Source organism: Paenibacillus antarcticus, assembly GCF_001637225.1.
Lineage (GTDB): Bacteria > Bacillota > Bacilli > Paenibacillales > Paenibacillaceae > Paenibacillus_AQ > Paenibacillus_AQ antarcticus.
In genome coordinates, this window is the sequence record NZ_LVJI01000007.1 from 265,119 (window position 1) to 283,767 (window position 18,649).

The following is an 18,649-nucleotide window of genomic DNA, read 5'->3' on the forward strand; positions in this document are numbered from 1 at the left end:
GAGCAAAGGAGACAAATGGCATGAAGTATAATTTTGACGGAAAAGGATTAACAGAAACGCCAAACATCATATTTGAGACCCATGGACTCTTGGAACTAAGTATGTATAACAACCACATTAAAGAAATCCCTGAGAGGCTCTTCATTCATAATGAGTTAGAAGTATTAAATTATGCAGGAAATGATATTGAGGTCTTATCTGAGAAAATTGAACAATTAATCCATTTAAGAATGCTAGATTTAGGTCATAATAAACTGAAGGTATTACCCGAGACGATTGGAAAGTTACAAGGATTAGATTCCTTTCTATATCTGAGTAATAATCAGTTTGAACATCTTCCAGAACAGCTTTGTGCTCTTCAACAACTCAAATATTTGAATGTAACAGATAATAAATTGACAAAGTTACCTCACAGTATAGGTGAAATGACAAGTCTCATTGAATTACGATTATATAATAACCAACTTGAGACCCTACCTGATTCGATAACAAATATAAGAGGTTTGAGAGAAATACATCTCTATGGTAACCAATTAATCTACTTGCCAGAAAATATCGGAGCATTGGAAGAACTCCGAATACTGGATTTAAGTGATAATAAATTAGCAGCGCTTCCTACGTCCATCGGTAAACTGAAAAAATTGCGAAGACTAAACCTTCGAACAAATCAAATAAATGAACTTCCCGAAGAAATCGGTGAATTAGACAACCTCATCGAACTTGATTTAAGAGAGAATAATATACAGGAAATTCCGAATGCTATTCTAAACCTTAAACAATTGGAGAAACTCGATCTGAGATGGAATCACAACTTTAAAGTAACGAGAACATTAGAGCTATTAGAGAACAAGGGATGCATTGTTTATAAATAAATCCTTTGTTCAAATCATTTTAACAGATATCTAAGTTCCTGAAATAATCCATCTTACTATCCACAAATCCCTGATCAAAGTCTGCCTCTCCTATAAGCTCGGATTCACTGAAACATAAACCTAAGAGCCAAAGCTGTCTAAGTGCAACAAATACAGGGACGACGTTAATATCATTGTCGCTAATAAATCTTATGTCCCTGTATCCCTTTAGAAATGCATCCCATAACTTCTCAACCTCATCCTTATTGTGCCCACTATGTATTTCTCTTGCTAATCTGAATTCTGCAATATCATATGCTCTCCATCCATAACCACAAATATCGAAGTCATAATGTGTCAGTGTACCCTCGTCCGTAAAGGCTACATTAGTGTTACCATGCAAATCGCCATGACATAATCCCCAGTCTAATCCTTCTTCCAGATGGTTTACAATCTGTGCCTTTAATTGCATAGCAAGGTCATGCAGAAAATCATAATCCTCTTGGCGGTGTTCCATATGTGACCTGATAGTATCTAACGGTTTCTCAATCAGATGCTCAAAATCAAGATTTCCCCTTACGTGTTCACTACTAAAGTTGTCAGTCTCTTTGTGAATTTGTGCAACTGCTTGTCCAAACAAATAACTATCTTCTATCGCATGAATAGGCCTTTCAACACCTTCGGCATAACTAAACATAACCCCATGCTTTACACCTTCTACGACATTAAAATCGTTAATAAACGTCCCATCTTTTCTGTTAATGGGTACTGAAACGTTCGCACCTTTCACATGGAGGTCACGCAATACATCTAACTCAAATGCAATCTCTGAATAATTCCTCCTATCCGCACGATATACTCTGAAAATATATTTCCCTTGCCCAGTTGTTAATACATAAGTGTCATTCATTCCCCTTAGGAAATACTGAAGACTTACGGGTTCATGGACCTCATAATGATCTTTAATATGCGATAATAATGCTTCTTGTGACAAGAGTGAGTATGTCACGGGAAATAGACTCAATGATACCCCTCCTTATTTTACGATATAAACACCATACTACCATAACTTGGTATTTGTGTGATTAATATTGTTTATATCCTATTTAGGCTCTATAACGGTACGGTGTATACGCAGCTTGTATTTTACCAATTTTACCCTTAGCATGAAGTGTGAACCATTATTTTAAAAGGAGGACTGTTCAGTGTCACAGATAACAGAGAAAATGAATGCCTATTTAGAGCCGTTAGCTCAAGACCATAAATTCTCCGGAGCTATCTTAGCTTCATTACATGGTGAGGTTGTCTATTCCAATGCCTTTGGGAAAGCAAATATTGAACTTTCCGTAGATAACACAACTAAGACTAAATTCCGAATTGCTTCTATTACCAAAACATTTACCGCTGTGTGTATTCTACAATTGGTAGAACTGGGGCAACTACATCTTGAAGATCCTCTTAGTAAATATTATCCCGATTATACAAATGGCGATCACATCACGATCCATCACTTACTGACACATACCTCGGGTATCGCCAACTATACAGATGATCCTCATATGCTTGAATGGGCCGTTCATCCTTCTACTCCAGAGGAAATAATGGAACGTTTCTCACAGAAAGAATTGGATTTCTCGCCTGGCGAACAATACAAATACTCCAATTCCGGCTATATTCTTTTGGGTTCCATCTTAGAGCAAATTACAGGGCAATCCTATGATCAATACTTACAAGAACATATCTTTGAGCCACTTGGAATGAAGGATTCTCGATTAGACCGTCCCGATTACATATTAGATTTACGTGCAGCAGGATATCACCTCAGCGAAGAAGGAACACTCTTAAACGCTCCATTCTTTAATTCCACCAATGCCTACTCTGCAGGAGCTATTATTTCCACAGTTGAAGATCTGCATATTTGGGATCAAGCTCTTTATACGAATCAACTATTAGGTAAATCCTCTATCGATCAAATGTTCACCCCTTTCAAAGGCGAGCAAGATTATCTTTATGGTTACGGCTGGGTAATTCAAGAGACCCCCTATGGTAAATTAGTTACTCACACCGGTGGTATTCCTGGATTCACCTCCATTCTCTTAAGGTTTATAGATTGTGGTCTTTGTGTACATGTCCTCAGTAATATCGCCCAGGATGTCAGTGAAATCGGGAAGAAAATATCCGATATCATTCAAGAAAGTCCAATCAAAACTCTCGGCTAACGGATGTTACAATAATACATATGACCCATTACCCGGACCTCTCGAGGTCGGGGGTTTGTTATTTATTCCGTAAATTTCTCTTCTAGCAACCCATAGCACTAATTTCACATCTATTTCACATAATACATTCAGGTTGGGTATATGTTTGTCCCTCAGTCAAAATAAAGAAAATATTTTATTTACGCTCAGAAAGAAGTTATATCTTCTGACCAATAAGAATAAAGATCATTTTGTAATACAAATATTGGATTATTTAATCATAATATGGAAGGGGACGTTGTGAAGGATGAGAAAAGGTTCAATGAGTAAGGCATTCATTTTATCGATCGTTGTCGCACTTCTTTTAACGCTACTGCCGATTTTTCCCGCCACATCTTATGCCGCCGATCGAGGAGCATGGGCACCTTACACAGCTTATACGACAAGCGATACTGTAACGTACGGAGGAAGTACGTATGCATGCCGACAGAATCATCAATCTTTACCAGGATGGGAGCCATCTAACGTTCCTGCGCTGTGGTTAAAGACAACCACCGTCGATTCTCAATCTCCAACAGCTCCAAGTAATGTAACCGCAACGAGTGTAACTCCCACAAGCGTAACTCTTTCATGGGGAGCCTCCACTGACAATGTATCTGTAAGCGATTACATTGTATACTTAGGCTCGCAACCGGCAGCCACCGTTAATACCACTAGTGCGACCGTCCTTGGATTGACGGCCAATACGACATACGATTTCACGGTCAAAGCGAAGGATGCAGCCGGGAACTTATCGCCTGCTAGTAACATACTCAGCGTAACCACAACAGCCATCGTCGTGGATACACAGCCACCTACCGCTCCAGCCAACTTAGCAACTACAGCTACAACATCATCCAGTGTGTCTTTATCCTGGACCGCTTCTACAGATAACGTAGCCGTCATTGGATACGACGTATACAATGGTTCAACACTTTCTTTCTCTACGGTCAATACAACGGCAACAATCAGCGGATTGACAGCGAACACATCTTACACTTTCACGGTCAATGCCAAAGACGCAGCCGGGAACTTATCGCCTGCTAGTAACACAGTTAATGTAACCACAACAGCCATCGTCATTGATACACAACCACCTACTGCTCCAGCCAACTTAGCAACTACCGGTACAACATCAATCAGCGTATCCTTATCTTGGAGTGCTTCCACCGATAACATAGGCATTACTGGATACGACGTATTTAACGGTACAACACTTTCATTATCTACGACCAATACAACAGCTACGATTAGTGGATTAACAGCAAATACGACCTACACCTTCAAGGTTATAGCCAAAGATGCAGCCGGGAACCTTTCCCCTGCGAGCAATGTTGTCTCCGTAACGACACCTGTCGGCAGTAACGCATGGCAGCCTAATACTTCCTATAAACTCGGAGACATTGTTAGTTACAATGGGAAGAACTATCAGAATACCTTTGCACATACCTCCTTGGTGGGATGGGAACCACCAAATGCGCCTACATTATGGCGAGTCGTAACTGTTGATCCCGGAACTCCAGCTCCGACAACACCTTATTGCGCATCCGTATATGCTGCGAACAAGATATACTCCAAAGACAAAATCGTCGGTTATAACGGCAAAGCATATCGTGCACTATCCGATGTTCACGGCATCGCACCCGACGATACGATTTATCATATGTGGGAACTTGTCGGTATAGCTGACTCTACCCTCTGCCCCGTGTCTATACCCAACACCATTGATTATGGTCAACCTACCCCTGTTAACGGGAATCCTAATGCTGGTGTTGTGAAGCCATCTGGTCCGATAGCCGCAGCGCATCCCGTATCAGGTACAGGAACGGGGGGAACTCGCGGAGGTATTGACCCTTCGACAGACCCTGGAGGTAATCATCCTGGATTCGATGCAGACAACGGTGCTCGCGGATCGAAGCTTGCTTCAGGAACGCTTCCGCTTCAGAACAACGTTTATAGCCGCAGCGCAGGTCAAGAAGTCGTTGAATATATGGGCGATTGGGGACTTTACGGCCGTCGATTTGATTTCAATAAATTAGCTGCGAAGAATGTGGATCGTATTGTATACGGCTTTGCCGGTATCTGCTACCCAGCTGCCAAGAATACGCAAGATCCCGGTTTCCCAACTACTGCTCCAGCAGCAGCTAACCGCACCTGTAAACAAAGCAATTTGCCTGACGGTGCCATGGCCGTAGCTGACTTTGAAGCGGCATTTCTTCGCCTACAACCTGGTCAAACAGCAGGCAGTCTGACGGGTACGGAGAGCATGTACGATCTTGATCCCAAAGATGTGCGAGGCGTGTTCGGCGTCATCTATCAACTTCGCAAGAACAATCCAAACCTGAAGCTCGATTTGTCTGTAGGTGGATGGACGCTGAGTGAAGGTTTCGGTTGGATGGCTTCTGATGCAACACGTCGCAAAGTCTTTGTTGATTCTGTTGTTCGTTTCTTAGAACAGTTCGAATTTGATGGCATTGATATCGATTGGGAATATCCAGGCACAGATGGTGCTGTTATAGGCATGTCCCGTCCTGAGGATGCACAGAATTACCTTCAGCTTATAAAAGATTTACGTGCCGGTATGGATTGGCTTTCACTTAAAACAGGCAAACAATACCGACTATCAAGTGCAATTCCAGCAAGCCAAGCTGCACTCGATAAGATAGACTGGGCGCAAGTGAGCCCATATCTCAACCGCTTATACGCTATGACCTATGATTTCACTGGCGCATGGGATCGTAAATTAGGGCACCACACTTCGCTCTATAACAATCCAAACCTGAAAGATGCAAGTGGCAATCAGGTCCAGCTCTCTGTTGACGCTATCGTGCAATATCTAACCAACCATAGCGTGCCAGCCAACAAAATTATGATCGGAATCGCCAATTATCACCGTTCCAAGGCAATAAAAACCGGTGACATTACCGAGTATACCAATGGTTTGGTCGGATCATCTACCTTCGGAAATCTGAATGCGACGGGTGCCCCTCTGATCTTAGGCATTGCGGGTGTCGCATCATGGGAAGCTGGTGTTATAGAAGGATACGATCTCTATCAAAATTTCCTTGATAAAGATATGAAACCGAAAAATGGTTACCGCCTATACACCGATAAAGCGGCAAATGCCGACTATTTAGTCAACCCAACGATCGGCTCGTTCATCAGTATCGAGACCCCTCGTACTGTCGCGCTGAAGGCTCAATATGCTAAGGATCATGGCTTAGCAGGCATATTTGGATGGCAATTTGAGCAAGACAACGGCTACAACCTGAACGCACTAAATCACGCCCTTGGCAATACCCTTACTAGCGACTTGGCAGATGGTAAACCGCAGAACCAAATTGCCGTTTGCGGTGAGAACGTGACGGCAGCAGAGTGTACGCAACTGAACGCTAGTATCAAGTAATTCTTACACAATAGTGATCCCTTAGTACGTAATCGGGAACAACCCTACGGTTGTTTTCGATTGCATAACTAGGGATTTTTTTGCGTCTTTCACCTCTCATCTCAGCCATTTTCCAACTATGAGATCTACCTATTGCCATCTTCACCTGCATCATATTCGCTATTACATCCCAATAAACGTTGCCTCCAATAATGTCGATATTTACTCGTTACTATTCCTATAAAGTAGGTGATGCCAAAACTTTTAACGTTATATCCATGTTATATATTGTGTTATATTATATAACATACAAACTTAATTTGTGTCCATTTTTTCTTTTTAAAAGTTAAATTCCATTAATTTCTTGTTTTTTATTGAAAAAAATGTTATTCTTGTGTTAATTAAAATAACATTAACGGGAAATTGAAAGGGTGGATAGCTATGAATGTCGCTTTCGTTGCTCATGATCACAAGAAAGACGAAATGATTCAATTCGTTATTGCTTATCAGTCCTTGTTCGAGAAGCATACATTGTTTGCTACTGGCACAACCGGCGGATTAATTATGACAAATACAAATCTAGATATTGTAAGATTCATGTCAGGACCGCTTGGCGGTGACCAGCAAATCGGTGCTATGGTCGCTAAGAATGAACTGGACTTATTAATTTTCTTTCGTGACCCCCTTGTTGCGCAACCACATGAACCGGACATTACCGCTTTACTCCGACTATGCGATGTATACGGTATCCCTGTAGCAACCAACATGGCAACTGCCGAGTTACTTGTACACGCACTCGAACGAGGAGATTTCAGCTGGCGCGAGGTCATCCATCAATGCCGCCCTACAAATATTGCTCACCGTAAAATAAAACCAGTTGAACCTAAGGCCACGGCACAAACAGAATATTTGAGCGATACTAACCTTCCTACCGCAGAATCCCAATAATTATAAATAAAATCGAATAATCTAAGACGACGTAAAAAGGAAGGAATCCACCTCAGTATATCGAGGTGGATTCCTTCTCTCATGAGCGCATTTATATACCATATATCTACCCCTTCTCCAGAAAGGAGTAACACTAGACGTGCTAATGAGCTACCGATTTGAAATACTGAAAGACCTGGTTTAATTTCTTCTCATGCCTCCCCTTCGAACTTTCCATACTTCCAAATTCGAAGAATTTCACTTTCCTTATACCCACATATTGAAACAAAGCCTTTCTCATGAGCACTTTATGCGCATTATTCAACCAATATAAAGGATAGAACTTAGGCCCTTTCATGGTGGATATGCAGACCACCGATTTACCCTTCAGTAACCCTTCTGGTAACATACCACCCTTATCCTTGTATGCAAAATTGGAAGCAAACATTTGATCGATATAACCCAAGAGCATTGCGGGAGGTCGTCCCCACCAGATAGGATACACGAACACAATCTTATCCGCATTCAGAATTTGTTCACGATATTTCGCAAGCTTGGGATCGATGTGCATATCTCTCCTACGTTTGTTTTCATTAAACATAAGAACCGGATCAAATCCCTCTTCATATAAATCAAGCACCTGTACGTCCGCGATATGTATGTTCTCGCTGCTGCCTTGTATGACTTTTTTCAAAAATGCATAACTTAGACTCTTGTGATTCGGATGCGTATAAATGACTAAGACTTTCATTGCTCCACCCCATTAATTATCATTTGATAACTAAATGGTATCACGAATATCTTTTAGTTGTCAAATGATAATTGTATTGTGATAATCAGTTTGTTATTGTTTCATTAAGAGGTGAGGCTTGTGGATCAAGAAGTGTTTTTCCAAAAATTTGTGACCTTTGCGACATCGGTACATGAAGTGACGTATGAATTAACCAAAGATATTAAACCGAATGATATTACGCCCGTTCAATATAGTATTCTGGAGTATATTGCGGTTAGCCAACCCGTTACTCTGAGTCAAATAAGCGATTGTAAGCATATATCCATGCCGAACACGAGCCGTGAGCTCAAGAAATTAACTGAGAAGAATCTCTGTGAGAAGTTCGATGTTGCTGAGGATCGCCGTAAGCAATTGATTCGGCTTTCTGAAGTAGGACAAGCGATGATGAATGAGGCCTTTCATCGGATAGGTGGACGTTTTCTAGATCGAATCAAGGATGCTTCCGCTGAAGAACTTGAAGAGATCCAGCGGGCGCTAGATGTGCTTCAATCTAAGGTGTTTTATGGAGATAAATGATTCAGGTTACCATTCCTCCATGAAGGAATAACATTTCAACGATATTCAAAGGGCACTCCTGTCTAAGGGGTGCTCTTTCTACTATGAGTGCCGCTTAAATCGATCCCGATTCCTTCCTATAACTGACAGTACATTTTCCTATATTTATATATGATTATCCGCGCTGTCAATAGCGGAACATGCTAAAGTTTGTCCGGCAAGATTTATAATTTGTATACGACAGCATAATGAAACCGTTTTCAAAATTAGTTGCATATCCTACTAATAGAACAAATTGATTCTTATAAGTTATTTTTTAATATTTTACAATATGAAAGAAGCAAAAGATTGACTACATATAAATAATTTAATTGAATATGAACGGATTTGGAACAAAGAAGCATGACATTCTATTTTCACCTTAGGAGGATATACAATGAGTATGAATCAATTAGAGCTCAATAAGTCTGTAAAATTACAGGGGCAAACCGTACGTCCGTTTGGCAAGAGAGATAAATTCGGTTATTTATTTGGCGATCTTGGAAACGATTTCTTTTTCCTGTTAGTTAGTAGTTACTTAATGGTTTTTTATACAGATGTTTTTCATATTAGTGCTGCAGCCGTTGGTGTTATCTTTTTAATTGCACGGTTATGGGATGGTTTTGCCGATGTCGCATGGGGAAGGTTTATTGATTCAAGAAAGACGACGATAAACGGTAAATTTAAACCATGGATTTTTAGAATGTCTCTCCCTCTTGTAATCACAGGCTTACTGATGTTCGTACATATTCCAGGTATGTCCGATGGTTTTTATCTCGCATGGGCTTTCGTAACATATATTGTTTGGGGAACGTTATATAGTACAGTTACTATTCCTTATGGATCCATGGCTTCTGTCATTACAGATGATCCCGTAGAGCGAACCACTTTATCTACTTGGAGAACAACAGGTTCTTTGTTGGCAGGTATCGTCGTTGGTGTCATTGCTCCACTCATTGTATTTGTTGATAATAAGATTGATGCCAATCGTTTATTCATGGCTGCCGCTATCTTTGCTGTTCTTGCCGTTGCTTGTTACATGGCTTGTTATAAATTAACGACGGAGCGTATTGTAGCACCTGACCTTCCTAAAGAAAAAGGGCATTTCAGTAAATCAATGAAAAATCTATTGAAAAATAAACCCTTCATCTGGATCGTAGTCTCCATGCTCGTATCTGTGTTGAGTTCATTGCTAGTTAATACAGTTAACACGTATTTATTTAAAGAGTATTTCGGCAACGCAGGAGCACTAAGTATGGTAGGACTCGTTCAAATTATCTCTATGATTCTTGCAGTCCCATTAGTGAAACCGCTTGTGAAAAAGTTTGGGAAAAAGGAAGTTGCATCTACTGGCCTTTTAATTGCTGCACTTCTTTATCTGCTTCTATTCTTCTTAAATGACTTAACGGCCATTCAATTTATTATTATTACAGGCGTTGCTATGTTTGCATTTTGTTTCTTCGGTCTAACGAGCTGGGCGTTCATTACAGATGTAATCGATTATCATGAATATTTAACTGGATTTAGAGAAGATGCAACCGTATACTCTATTGCATCAATGACTCGAAAAGTAGGTCAGGCTCTAGCTGGTGGGATCGGTGGGGTCGCGATTGCTGCTGTTGGATATGATTCCACAGTACAAGTACAGACAGAAGCCGCAATCAACGGTATATATTCGCTTTCGACGCTAGCACCAGGGGTTCTGTATTTAATTATTTTCTTACTATTAGGATTCTTATATCCACTCAATAAACAACGTACAAATCAATTGCCAATTGATTTAGCTGAAAAGAGAAAGTTAATAGCATTAGCAAATGAAAGTAAGAACGGAAACTAGAAACTAAGGGACGATTCTTGTGCTGTTTTATTTTCACACAAGAATCGTCCCTCCACTTCTTGATATTACGTATACCCCCTCTTGTCCTATTTAATCCCTCAATGGCCCCAGTAACTATAGTACATTCCCTACACGTCCCAATCGTCAGATCATTGCAATTCGCCACACCCTCCATACTCCAGCAGAATATCTCCTCTATTACAAAATTTAGGTGCATACGTACCATAATTTTATCTTTTTTTTCACAAAAAAACTTCCCACTTTCACGTTTGCAAACAAAGTCAAACCGTGGTCTTATCGATAACGCTCATCGATTGTCCGATATATAATATAAATATCAGTCCACACTTTAAATAAGGCAATATATGACAGTGATACTAGGAGCAATTGTGATAGAATAGCTATTAAGTATCATTTTATGAAGATATTTAGGGAAATGCACAGACATAAACGTATTAACACAGATGTTTCTAGTGGGAAGGTCGGATCCATGTTGGATAAAAGAGTTTACAAAACGAAAATCATCATTATGAATGCTTTTAAACAACTCATTGAAACAAAGCGAATTGAAAAAATCACCATAAAAGAACTTACAGATCTATCCATGATTAATAAAACCACATTCTACCGGCACTTTGAAGATATATATGCTTTGGTCGACCATATTGAGAATGAATTGGTAGAGCAATACATTGCTAGTGCAGATAATGTTTTGACTATTTTCACAGACCCTGTGCAATATGTTAAAACAATAACGAGTACCTTTATCTCACTGCAACCGCTAAGCACTTATCTTGTTAGAAATGCCCGAAAAGAAATATTGTTTAGAAAAATGGAAGCTGCCCATCTCCAAGCTATATATAGAGTACGTCCCGAATTAAAAGATAATCAAAAGTTTAAGATAACTTTGGAGTACTTAAATGGTGGGTTAATTTCCATTGGGCTTGATTATTTCAATAATGTTGCTGACCAAGAGGAAGCCTGTGTTGTAATTGGAAACATTTTTAAAAATACCCTCGTAGAATTTAACCAGTAGTTTGTCGAACGCACGCAATGGACATACAACAGAGCATGCTAAATATATCTGCAAAAAAAAGATGATTCCGAATAATGGAAATCATTTTTTTTGCTTATTTTTTAATTTGTGTCAATCTTTCATTTAGCAAATATAATGCTGTACTTGGTAGTCTCTTCCCGAGGAAGTCCCAAATTGTTTCAAATGTGATACTTCCTGCTTTAGTAGCAACATCCTTCATCGTATTTTCTATTCCAGTAGCCTCACTATCAATGCGAATAGGCTCAAATATTAAGGTTTGTAAGGCTTCTGTTGCTTCCGGATTTGACAGCAAGGTATCAAAGTCATCCTTCACACTATAATATCCTTCTGGGAAAGTAAGTTCTGCACTTTTTGGAACCAAATTAACGAACCACTGCTCTACTTCATCACTCAATACCACTTCAACGACAGGTAAGATATAATCAGCATTTGGTTCTTCTAATCTTTCCAATACGATATGATCAGCATAACCACCCGGTGCTGTCACAAGTAACGTATTTTCTCCCATTTCTAGCGGAATGCCGCTAAAAATAAAGATTTTATCGCCTTTTTGTGTCATCTTATGACCATTATTCACGGATAAGGTTACTTCATCACAGTTGGAATAGATCTTAACCTCAATCTGCTCTTCAGCCCGTTTAACATATCTTCTTCCACAAATGTGAACGAACTTGTCTTTGGACCAATATGCTTTATAGAGATAAAAGGCTTCTTTCTTCGTCTTTCTATCAAAGGTTACCATCCCTTTATTGTTACGCCCAACTGATCCACCTTCATCTCGAAATGCTGCAGCGAAATCAAACATGTTCCACACATGTGTTGCCCATAGAAACGGTCGGTCGGTTATATATTTAACATTTCCTTCATGATAAAGTGCTTGATATTCTTCCGTATAATCTTTTTTACGCGGCTCCGAACTATGCCATTTCATAACCGAATCTGCGCCATACTCACTAATCCCAACAGGTATATTCGGATCTTCTTCATGAATTTGATCCATCCATGCAGCGTTATCTTCAATTGTCCCATTATACCATCCAAGATATTGATTATAACCAATGACATCCGTAATACTTCTTAATGGAGCACCTAATTTAGTTATAGATGCATTGGCTAAAGCAGTTAATCTAGTAGGATCTAGTGTATGCGTTAAATCATTTAATGCACGTAGCTCATCATAAAGTGCTTCACTTTCCCCACCGAGACTCAGTTCATTTCCGATTCCCCATACGATGATTGAAGGATGATTATAATTTTGTCTAACTAACTCTATCATTTGGCTTGTAGCATTGTCTCTACATTCTTTAGATGGCTCAAATACGGTAGTGAAAGGAATTTCTGCCCATAAAGCCATGCCCATTTCATCAGACAAATCATACGTCATGGCTGCATGTTGATAGTGAGCTAAACGGATCGTATTGGCTCCCATCTCTGCAATGAGTTCCATATCTTCGATCTGATCTGCATATGACACAGCAATTCCCTTATCTTCTCGACATTGGTGTTTGGCAACGCCTCTTAAAGGCGTCTCTATCCCATTGAGAATAAACCCTTTATTGGGGTCAATCTGATAGCTTCTGAAGCCAATGCGATAAGACAAACTATCCACGATTACTCCCGCAACACTTAGTTCAACAATAGCGGTATAGAGATATGGATCTTCTACTCCTTGCCATAAGTGTGGATTGGGAACGGACACGTTTAACTGGAACTGTCCATGATGTACATCAATTTCTCCTGTTCCTGCAAGGGTTCCAAGAGAATCACTAATTTTGCATATTACTTTACCATTATTCTGACCTGCAACGAATCCCGCCACATCTACGTATCCATTAACATTAGGAGTAAGGAATACCCCATCACTTCCATCTTGATCGAATGAAAAATGATTATTTGAAACGGTTATTAAAGTAACAGGTCTATATATACCACCATAGAAAGTGAAATCAGAATTTTGGGGATACACATCTTTAGATGAATTATCTGCTGAAACAGAGATATTATTGGTACCCTCTACTAAATATTCTGTAATATCGGCAAAGAATGTTGAGTACCCACCTCGATGCTCCACCACGAACTTCCCGTTTACATACACTTCAGCAACTTGAGCCACTGCCTCGAATTGTATGAGAATACGGCCTTCACTTTCCACTACAGGCTTTTCAAAATTCTTTCGGTACCAGCATTTTCCTTTATAATAATCGACTGTACTCTGACCATCGATGTTATTCCATGTATGGGGTAACGTAACTGCTTCAAATTGTGATTCATCTATTTCAATATTATAAAAGTCACCGTCTGTTTTGATAAACTGCCAGTTATTATTCCAAGCTTGTGTCTTTCTCATTATGTGCCTCCTATATTCAATTTAATATTGTAACTGTTATGAGTTGTTAACTATTCTTCTCTTATATTGTAGAAGATTAATAACGATCTTATAAGAATCAATTTGTTTTATTAGTAGGATATGCAACCATTTTTGAGAACGGTTTCATTCTTTAATTACAAGACAAACAGACCGAAGCACTAAGCTTCGGTCTGTTCCAATAATTCTATATCATGTCCCGCAAAAAGTTCGGTAAGGAAGTGTTGAATTCGCAGGTAGCGTAGCATAAATAGCCTGTTCTGGTGTGTGTGCATAGGGATTAGAAAGAACCCCAAGCAATTGCTCCATGACGCAATAATCTCCATGATCGACTGCCGCTGCAAGTGCTTCTTCTACGCGATGGTTACGAGCAATAACCGCAGGGTTACTGTTTCGCATCAGCTCCTGTGCTGCGTCTTTCGATTCCTGTTGCCGCTCTAGTCTCTCCTGCCATAACGTATTCCACGCCGTGAACGCAGGCGTGCCAGACAGAACCGTATCCTCCACCGTATTAAATGTTAAGGCAAGGAACGTATTTGTATAGTCCACATGGTGCTTATGCATCAGACTCAGAAGATCTTTGATAAGTACCTCATCTTGTTCCTCTTCGTTAAATATGCCAAGCTTCGCTCTCATTCCGGCAATCCAATGACCATAATACAACGTTGCATATTCTGCTAACGCATCCTGTGCCAATTCGACCGCTTCAGATTGATCTTCATGAAGTAATGGTACAAGGGCTTCAGCAAATCGTGTAAGATTCCAACTACCAATATTCGGCTGATTCCCATAAGCATAGCGACCTTGTCGATCAATGGAACTAAACACCTGTGCAGGATCAAAGGTATCCATAAATGCGCACGGACCATAATCAATCGTCTCTCCACCAATAGCCATATTATCCGTATTCATAACCCCATGAATAAAGCCAACCAATTGCCACTTCGCAATCAGCATCGCCTGACGCTTGATCACTTCCTGCAGTAAATGTAGATAACGGTCCTGCCCCTCTTCAATAGCTGGATAATGCCGTTGTAATGTATACTCCGCAAGCACCCGAATATCCTCAGCATTGCCCCATTGTAAGACATATTCAAACGTACCTACGCGCAAATGACTGGTCGCAATACGTGTAAGAATAGCACCTGGCAAGTGACTCTCACGGATAACCGTTTCACCCGTGGTCACTACTGCTAAGCTACGCGTTGTAGGAATGCCGAGCCCATGCATCGCTTCACTAATGATATATTCGCGTAACATAGGTCCAAGTGACGCTCGACCATCACCACCGCGAGAGTACGGAGTTCGACCCGCACCCTTGAGTTGTATATCCAATCGCTCACCTTGAGGCGTGATATGCTCACCAAGTAGAACTGCCCGTCCATCACCTAACATCGTGAAATTCCCGAATTGATGACCTGCATAAGCCTGAGCGAGAGGTTGTGCATCCTCAGGAATGCTGTTACCAGCAAACACGGCTACGCCTTCTTCACTTTGTAATGCCTCTATGCTTAACCCCAAGGATGTTGCCAACTTCTCATTGAGAATAACGAGCTGTGGCGCATCTACTGGCGTTGGGTTAGTACTGGTAGCAAATAATTGTGGCAAACGAGCATAACTATTATCAAAATTCCAACCCGCTTCTACTCTTTCATTTCCCAAAGTCATCACATACCTTTCTCTTCTTTATTTTAAATTCTATGTAACATCATATAGAAATCATTTATTACTGCGACTTATCTAATCCAAATCTGCATTTAGCCCTTTTAGCGTATACTTCTTCACATTTATTATACTCTTCCTCATCATAGATGGGCGAATCAACAATGAATGAAACTTTTCCTTGAAATAGTATTGTAAATTATTCCATTCACTGTTATCATTATCATTATCGATAATGATAATATTAAAAACAACAAACCAGAAAGGATGTTGATCACATTGAGCGAATCCAAAGCTGATTTAATCCTCCATCCGATACGTATGCGAATTATTCAATCTTTAATCGGTGGAGCACGCCGAACAACGTTGCAAATATCAGAAATCATGCCAGACATCCCACAGGCGACAATGTACCGCCATCTGAACAAGCTGCTTAAAGCCAAGATAATTGAAGTGGTTGAAGAACAGAAGGTCCGCGGAACCTTGATGAAAGTGTACATCCTCAATGAGAATGGAGGTGATATTCCGATAGAGGATCTGAACAACATGACTTCAGAAGAGCATATGGATTTATTCATGAAATTCATCGCCTCCCTAATTGGATATTACGGTAGATATCTACGACAAGAGCACTATGATCTCCAACAAGATGGTCTTTCCTTACGACAACTAGAGCTTAATTTATCTGACGAAGAATATATTGAACTACTACATGGCATGCGGGCACAGATGATGCAACATATCGGCAATGAGCTCAATGGTGAGCGTAAACGACGGAATATCGTTACCATCTCAATTCCTGAGCCCAAACGTAGTTAATATCACAATTAGATAATATGAGGAGTGAAAGTTGATGGCATCCATTAATGCTGATAACAGCAACGAATCTCAACAACAGTATGAACAAGTAATGAACAGAGCGAAGTATTTTTTACCGTTGTATCTCTTAGTTCCTGTGATGTTCTGGTTGGTATTCCACTATAGCGGTACTGCAATGGAGTGGAAAGCATTCGGATTGGGTGCACTTGGATGGGTAATCGCGTTCTTTCTAAGAGGGCCCCTGAGTGCCATTGTCATGAAAATGCCGAAAGAGAAAGCGACCACGATTATCGTAGCCTCTTCGGGCGTATTCGAGGAATGCGTCCGCATCGCGGTATTGTTATTAACAAGCCTGACATTCTCATGGTCACTCTCCATCGGTCAGGGTTGGGCGGCTATTGAAGTCCTCTTCGTTATTATCAATTTGATTGTCATGATCTCTCTTTCTACACGTACCGATGAGAAATCGATACAAGCTAAAGAAATGCTCCAAATGCAAGGGAATATGAATGCACATCCCGTGTGGGGCGTGATTGAACGGATTTTTGCAAGCGCATTTCATATCGGGTGTACATTATTGGTATCGAAGTACCCTTGGTTAGTTGTTCTATTAATTCCTCTGCATAGCTTCGTGAATCTATCCGCAATCAAATTATCGAAACAATCCATGGTGCAAACAGAGTTACTCATCGCAGTGTTCGGTATAATTACGCTTGCTGTTGGCATACTTGTGTTTCAATAAGAGATGTATGCATATCCTTCAACCGAATCGTAAACAGTAGGTGTTGAGGTGAATTATGCGAAGAATCATATTACTGTTCATGACTATACTCATCTATTTGGCCCCTATTGCTTATGCTTATCCAGATGAAGATGGAGAAGTAGAACCATTCACGTGGGATAAACAGTACCTTAAACAACTACAACACGTGAATATTCCTGTTTATGTTCCGTCGTATATCGCTACATCTGAATCCCATCGGACACTTGGACCTTTGACGTTAAGCAAACTTGAAGTGAGTAAAGATCACTATTTATTTCAAATTTCACGTCAAAGAGCCCTGAAAGGTAATCATAAAAGGTCTCCTTTCGACGTAATTACCATGTCCGCTGGCACACTTCCTGACTATCGAAAACAACCCTTTGCAACATTCGAAATGTTCCATAAACCAGAAGGCACAACTACCTTTAATGGATATAGTGTAGATTATTTTACTGATAAAACATCATTTATTTGGAAGAGCAACGGCTGGGAATACCTCGTATGGGCAAAGAATACAAACAATGCCATTAATATTATGAAGCAGGTTATGGCTACGATACCAAAAAGTGAAAAACCTGTTCATGATGCATTTAAAGGACAATTTACAGCCTTTGATACATTTGTGGGCATTCAATCAGACGCTGCTTGGTCTTATGACAATGGGGCAACATGGTATATCATGACTGGGCGAACTACCCCAGAGCAATTAGTAAAGGTTCTTCGGTCTATGGTTAAATTAGATACGCAATAACACCTCTTCATAGAAAAAAGGAGTAAAGCATATCGCTTTACTCCCGCGTCAATGGAACATTTGGATCCAGGTGTTATCCTTGCCTTTCAATGATTAATTCGAAGCTAGCTTCGGACAGAAATTAGTAACTTAGATAGCCAATGAATGTCATTTTTTATGGTTTGATAGGCATGGTCAACAATCAAATGAACAGATTCTCTTCTTTCAAGAGGTATAGCTGTAAGTTCCGGGTCTGCTTGCTCAACGACTTCCATCCTTTTATTCAGTTTCTCAATGGCTTCTTCAATAAGATAAGCGACTTTGTTCTTGTCTACTTTATCCAGAAACAAAAGAGAGGAATATAAAGAGTTTATATTTGAAATATTTTTAAATGCAGCATAAATGTCCTCTTCAAGTGCTTTACGGCCGACATCTGTTATTCCGTACGTTGTTTTCTCCGGACGATTTTCAGATTGAACGACTCCGACTTTTTTAATTAGTCCCTTTTTTAATAACACTTGGAAATTATAATAAAGAGTTCCGTCATTAATATTGGTTATCGTATTTTCTAATGCTCTGAGTACTAATTTCTTAATATCATATGGATGGTGATCCCCTTCGCTCAATGTGCCAAGAATAAATATTTGAAGCGACATGGTGTCCTCTCCTTCATACATATTTAAAAGGGC

Annotated in this window: 14 protein-coding genes and 1 pseudogene; 10 read left to right on the top strand and 5 right to left on the bottom strand. The window is 40.1% G+C overall.

The features are described from left to right. Nucleotides 1-20 precede the first annotated feature (20 nt). On the top strand, nt 21-872 hold the full coding sequence (locus tag PBAT_RS06860; protein WP_068647858.1) for a leucine-rich repeat domain-containing protein: 852 nt from the start codon (nt 21-23) through the stop codon (nt 870-872). 19 nt (nt 873-891) lie between these two features. Here the strand turns inward: PBAT_RS06860 and PBAT_RS06865 are convergent, their stop codons facing one another. Beyond that, nucleotides 892-1,875: a phosphotransferase enzyme family protein gene (locus PBAT_RS06865; protein WP_068647860.1), complete on the bottom strand. Its 984-nt coding sequence runs from the start codon at nt 1,873-1,875 to the stop codon at nt 892-894. A 181-nt stretch (nt 1,876-2,056) separates the two neighbouring features. Between PBAT_RS06865 and PBAT_RS06870 the strand changes: the two genes are divergently transcribed. From PBAT_RS06870 to PBAT_RS06880, 3 genes and pseudogenes are all read left to right on the top strand, one after another. Next, nucleotides 2,057-3,070 carry a serine hydrolase domain-containing protein gene (locus tag PBAT_RS06870; protein WP_068647862.1) on the top strand — a complete coding sequence of 338 codons (1,014 nt, stop codon included), beginning with the start codon at nt 2,057-2,059 and terminating at the stop codon, nt 3,068-3,070. Between the two features lie 286 nt (nt 3,071-3,356). Continuing rightward, nucleotides 3,357-6,494, top strand: coding sequence for a glycosyl hydrolase family 18 protein (locus tag PBAT_RS24645; RefSeq protein WP_084402872.1), 3,138 nt, complete (start codon nt 3,357-3,359; stop codon nt 6,492-6,494). Between the two features lie 420 nt (nt 6,495-6,914). After that, nucleotides 6,915-7,319, top strand: a pseudogene (locus tag PBAT_RS06880) (methylglyoxal synthase); the annotation flags it as partial. Between the two features lie 244 nt (nt 7,320-7,563). On the opposite strand, the gene PBAT_RS06885 reads toward PBAT_RS06880, so the two are convergent. After that, nucleotides 7,564-8,151 carry an NAD(P)H-dependent oxidoreductase gene (locus tag PBAT_RS06885; RefSeq protein ID WP_068647864.1) on the bottom strand — a complete coding sequence of 196 codons (588 nt, stop codon included), beginning with the start codon at nt 8,149-8,151 and terminating at the stop codon, nt 7,564-7,566. 120 nt (nt 8,152-8,271) lie between these two features. Here PBAT_RS06885 and PBAT_RS06890 point away from each other — a divergent pair, with 120 nt between their 5' ends. The 3 genes from PBAT_RS06890 (at nt 8,272) to PBAT_RS06900 (ending at nt 11,600) form a co-directional block, all read left to right on the top strand. Continuing rightward, entirely contained in the window at nt 8,272-8,709 is a 438-nt protein-coding gene (locus PBAT_RS06890) for a MarR family winged helix-turn-helix transcriptional regulator (protein ID WP_068647866.1), read from the top strand. 415 nt (nt 8,710-9,124) lie between these two features. Further along, the gene (locus PBAT_RS06895) at nt 9,125-10,564 is read left to right on the top strand and encodes an MFS transporter (protein ID WP_338045661.1); all 1,440 of its coding nucleotides are present in this window, start codon (nt 9,125-9,127) and stop codon (nt 10,562-10,564) included. Between the two features lie 490 nt (nt 10,565-11,054). Then, nucleotides 11,055-11,600 carry a TetR/AcrR family transcriptional regulator gene (locus PBAT_RS06900; protein WP_068647868.1) on the top strand — a complete coding sequence of 182 codons (546 nt, stop codon included), beginning with the start codon at nt 11,055-11,057 and terminating at the stop codon, nt 11,598-11,600. A 94-nt stretch (nt 11,601-11,694) separates the two neighbouring features. Here PBAT_RS06900 and PBAT_RS06905 read toward each other — a convergent pair whose 3' ends face one another. Both PBAT_RS06905 and PBAT_RS06910 read right to left on the bottom strand, forming a co-directional pair. Then, complete coding sequence (locus PBAT_RS06905; protein ID WP_068647870.1) at nt 11,695-13,968, bottom strand: glycoside hydrolase family 2 protein; 2,274 nt, start codon at nt 13,966-13,968, stop codon at nt 11,695-11,697. Nucleotides 13,969-14,178: 210 nt separating this feature from the next. Beyond that, nucleotides 14,179-15,654, bottom strand: coding sequence for a protein adenylyltransferase SelO (locus PBAT_RS06910; RefSeq protein ID WP_068647872.1), 1,476 nt, complete (start codon nt 15,652-15,654; stop codon nt 14,179-14,181). A 273-nt stretch (nt 15,655-15,927) separates the two neighbouring features. On the opposite strand from PBAT_RS06910, the gene PBAT_RS06915 reads away from it, so the two are divergent. The 3 genes from PBAT_RS06915 to PBAT_RS06925 are packed head-to-tail and all read left to right on the top strand — an operon-like array spanning nt 15,928 to nt 17,981. Beyond that, nucleotides 15,928-16,467 (top strand): helix-turn-helix domain-containing protein, encoded by a 540-nt coding sequence (locus tag PBAT_RS06915; RefSeq protein WP_169810087.1) that lies wholly within the window; start codon nt 15,928-15,930, stop codon nt 16,465-16,467. Nucleotides 16,468-16,501: 34 nt separating this feature from the next. Continuing rightward, nucleotides 16,502-17,209: a YhfC family glutamic-type intramembrane protease gene (locus PBAT_RS06920; protein WP_068647876.1), complete on the top strand. Its 708-nt coding sequence runs from the start codon at nt 16,502-16,504 to the stop codon at nt 17,207-17,209. Nucleotides 17,210-17,264: 55 nt separating this feature from the next. Continuing rightward, nucleotides 17,265-17,981, top strand: a complete 717-nt coding sequence (locus PBAT_RS06925; protein WP_068647878.1) for a hypothetical protein — start codon at nt 17,265-17,267, stop codon at nt 17,979-17,981. A gap of 104 nt (nt 17,982-18,085) precedes the next feature. On the opposite strand, the gene PBAT_RS06930 is transcribed toward PBAT_RS06925, so the two are convergent. After that, nucleotides 18,086-18,616, bottom strand: a complete 531-nt coding sequence (locus PBAT_RS06930; RefSeq protein ID WP_068647880.1) for a PadR family transcriptional regulator — start codon at nt 18,614-18,616, stop codon at nt 18,086-18,088. Between the last annotated feature and the right edge of the window lie 33 nt (nt 18,617-18,649).

Coding starts and splice junctions, on each gene's coding strand:
- PBAT_RS06920 (WP_068647876.1), top strand. CDS start 16,502: ATGGCATCCATTAATGCTGATAACAGCAACGAATCTCAACAACAGTAT.
- PBAT_RS06925 (WP_068647878.1), top strand. CDS start 17,265: ATGCGAAGAATCATATTACTGTTCATGACTATACTCATCTATTTGGCC.
- PBAT_RS06910 (WP_068647872.1), bottom strand. CDS start 15,654: ATGACTTTGGGAAATGAAAGAGTAGAAGCGGGTTGGAATTTTGATAAT.
- PBAT_RS06895 (WP_338045661.1), top strand. CDS start 9,125: ATGAGTATGAATCAATTAGAGCTCAATAAGTCTGTAAAATTACAGGGG.
- PBAT_RS06930 (WP_068647880.1), bottom strand. CDS start 18,616: ATGTCGCTTCAAATATTTATTCTTGGCACATTGAGCGAAGGGGATCAC.
- PBAT_RS06860 (WP_068647858.1), top strand. CDS start 21: ATGAAGTATAATTTTGACGGAAAAGGATTAACAGAAACGCCAAACATC.
- PBAT_RS06900 (WP_068647868.1), top strand. CDS start 11,055: ATGTTGGATAAAAGAGTTTACAAAACGAAAATCATCATTATGAATGCT.
- PBAT_RS06885 (WP_068647864.1), bottom strand. CDS start 8,151: ATGAAAGTCTTAGTCATTTATACGCATCCGAATCACAAGAGTCTAAGT.
- PBAT_RS24645 (WP_084402872.1), top strand. CDS start 3,357: ATGAGAAAAGGTTCAATGAGTAAGGCATTCATTTTATCGATCGTTGTC.
- PBAT_RS06905 (WP_068647870.1), bottom strand. CDS start 13,968: ATGAGAAAGACACAAGCTTGGAATAATAACTGGCAGTTTATCAAAACA.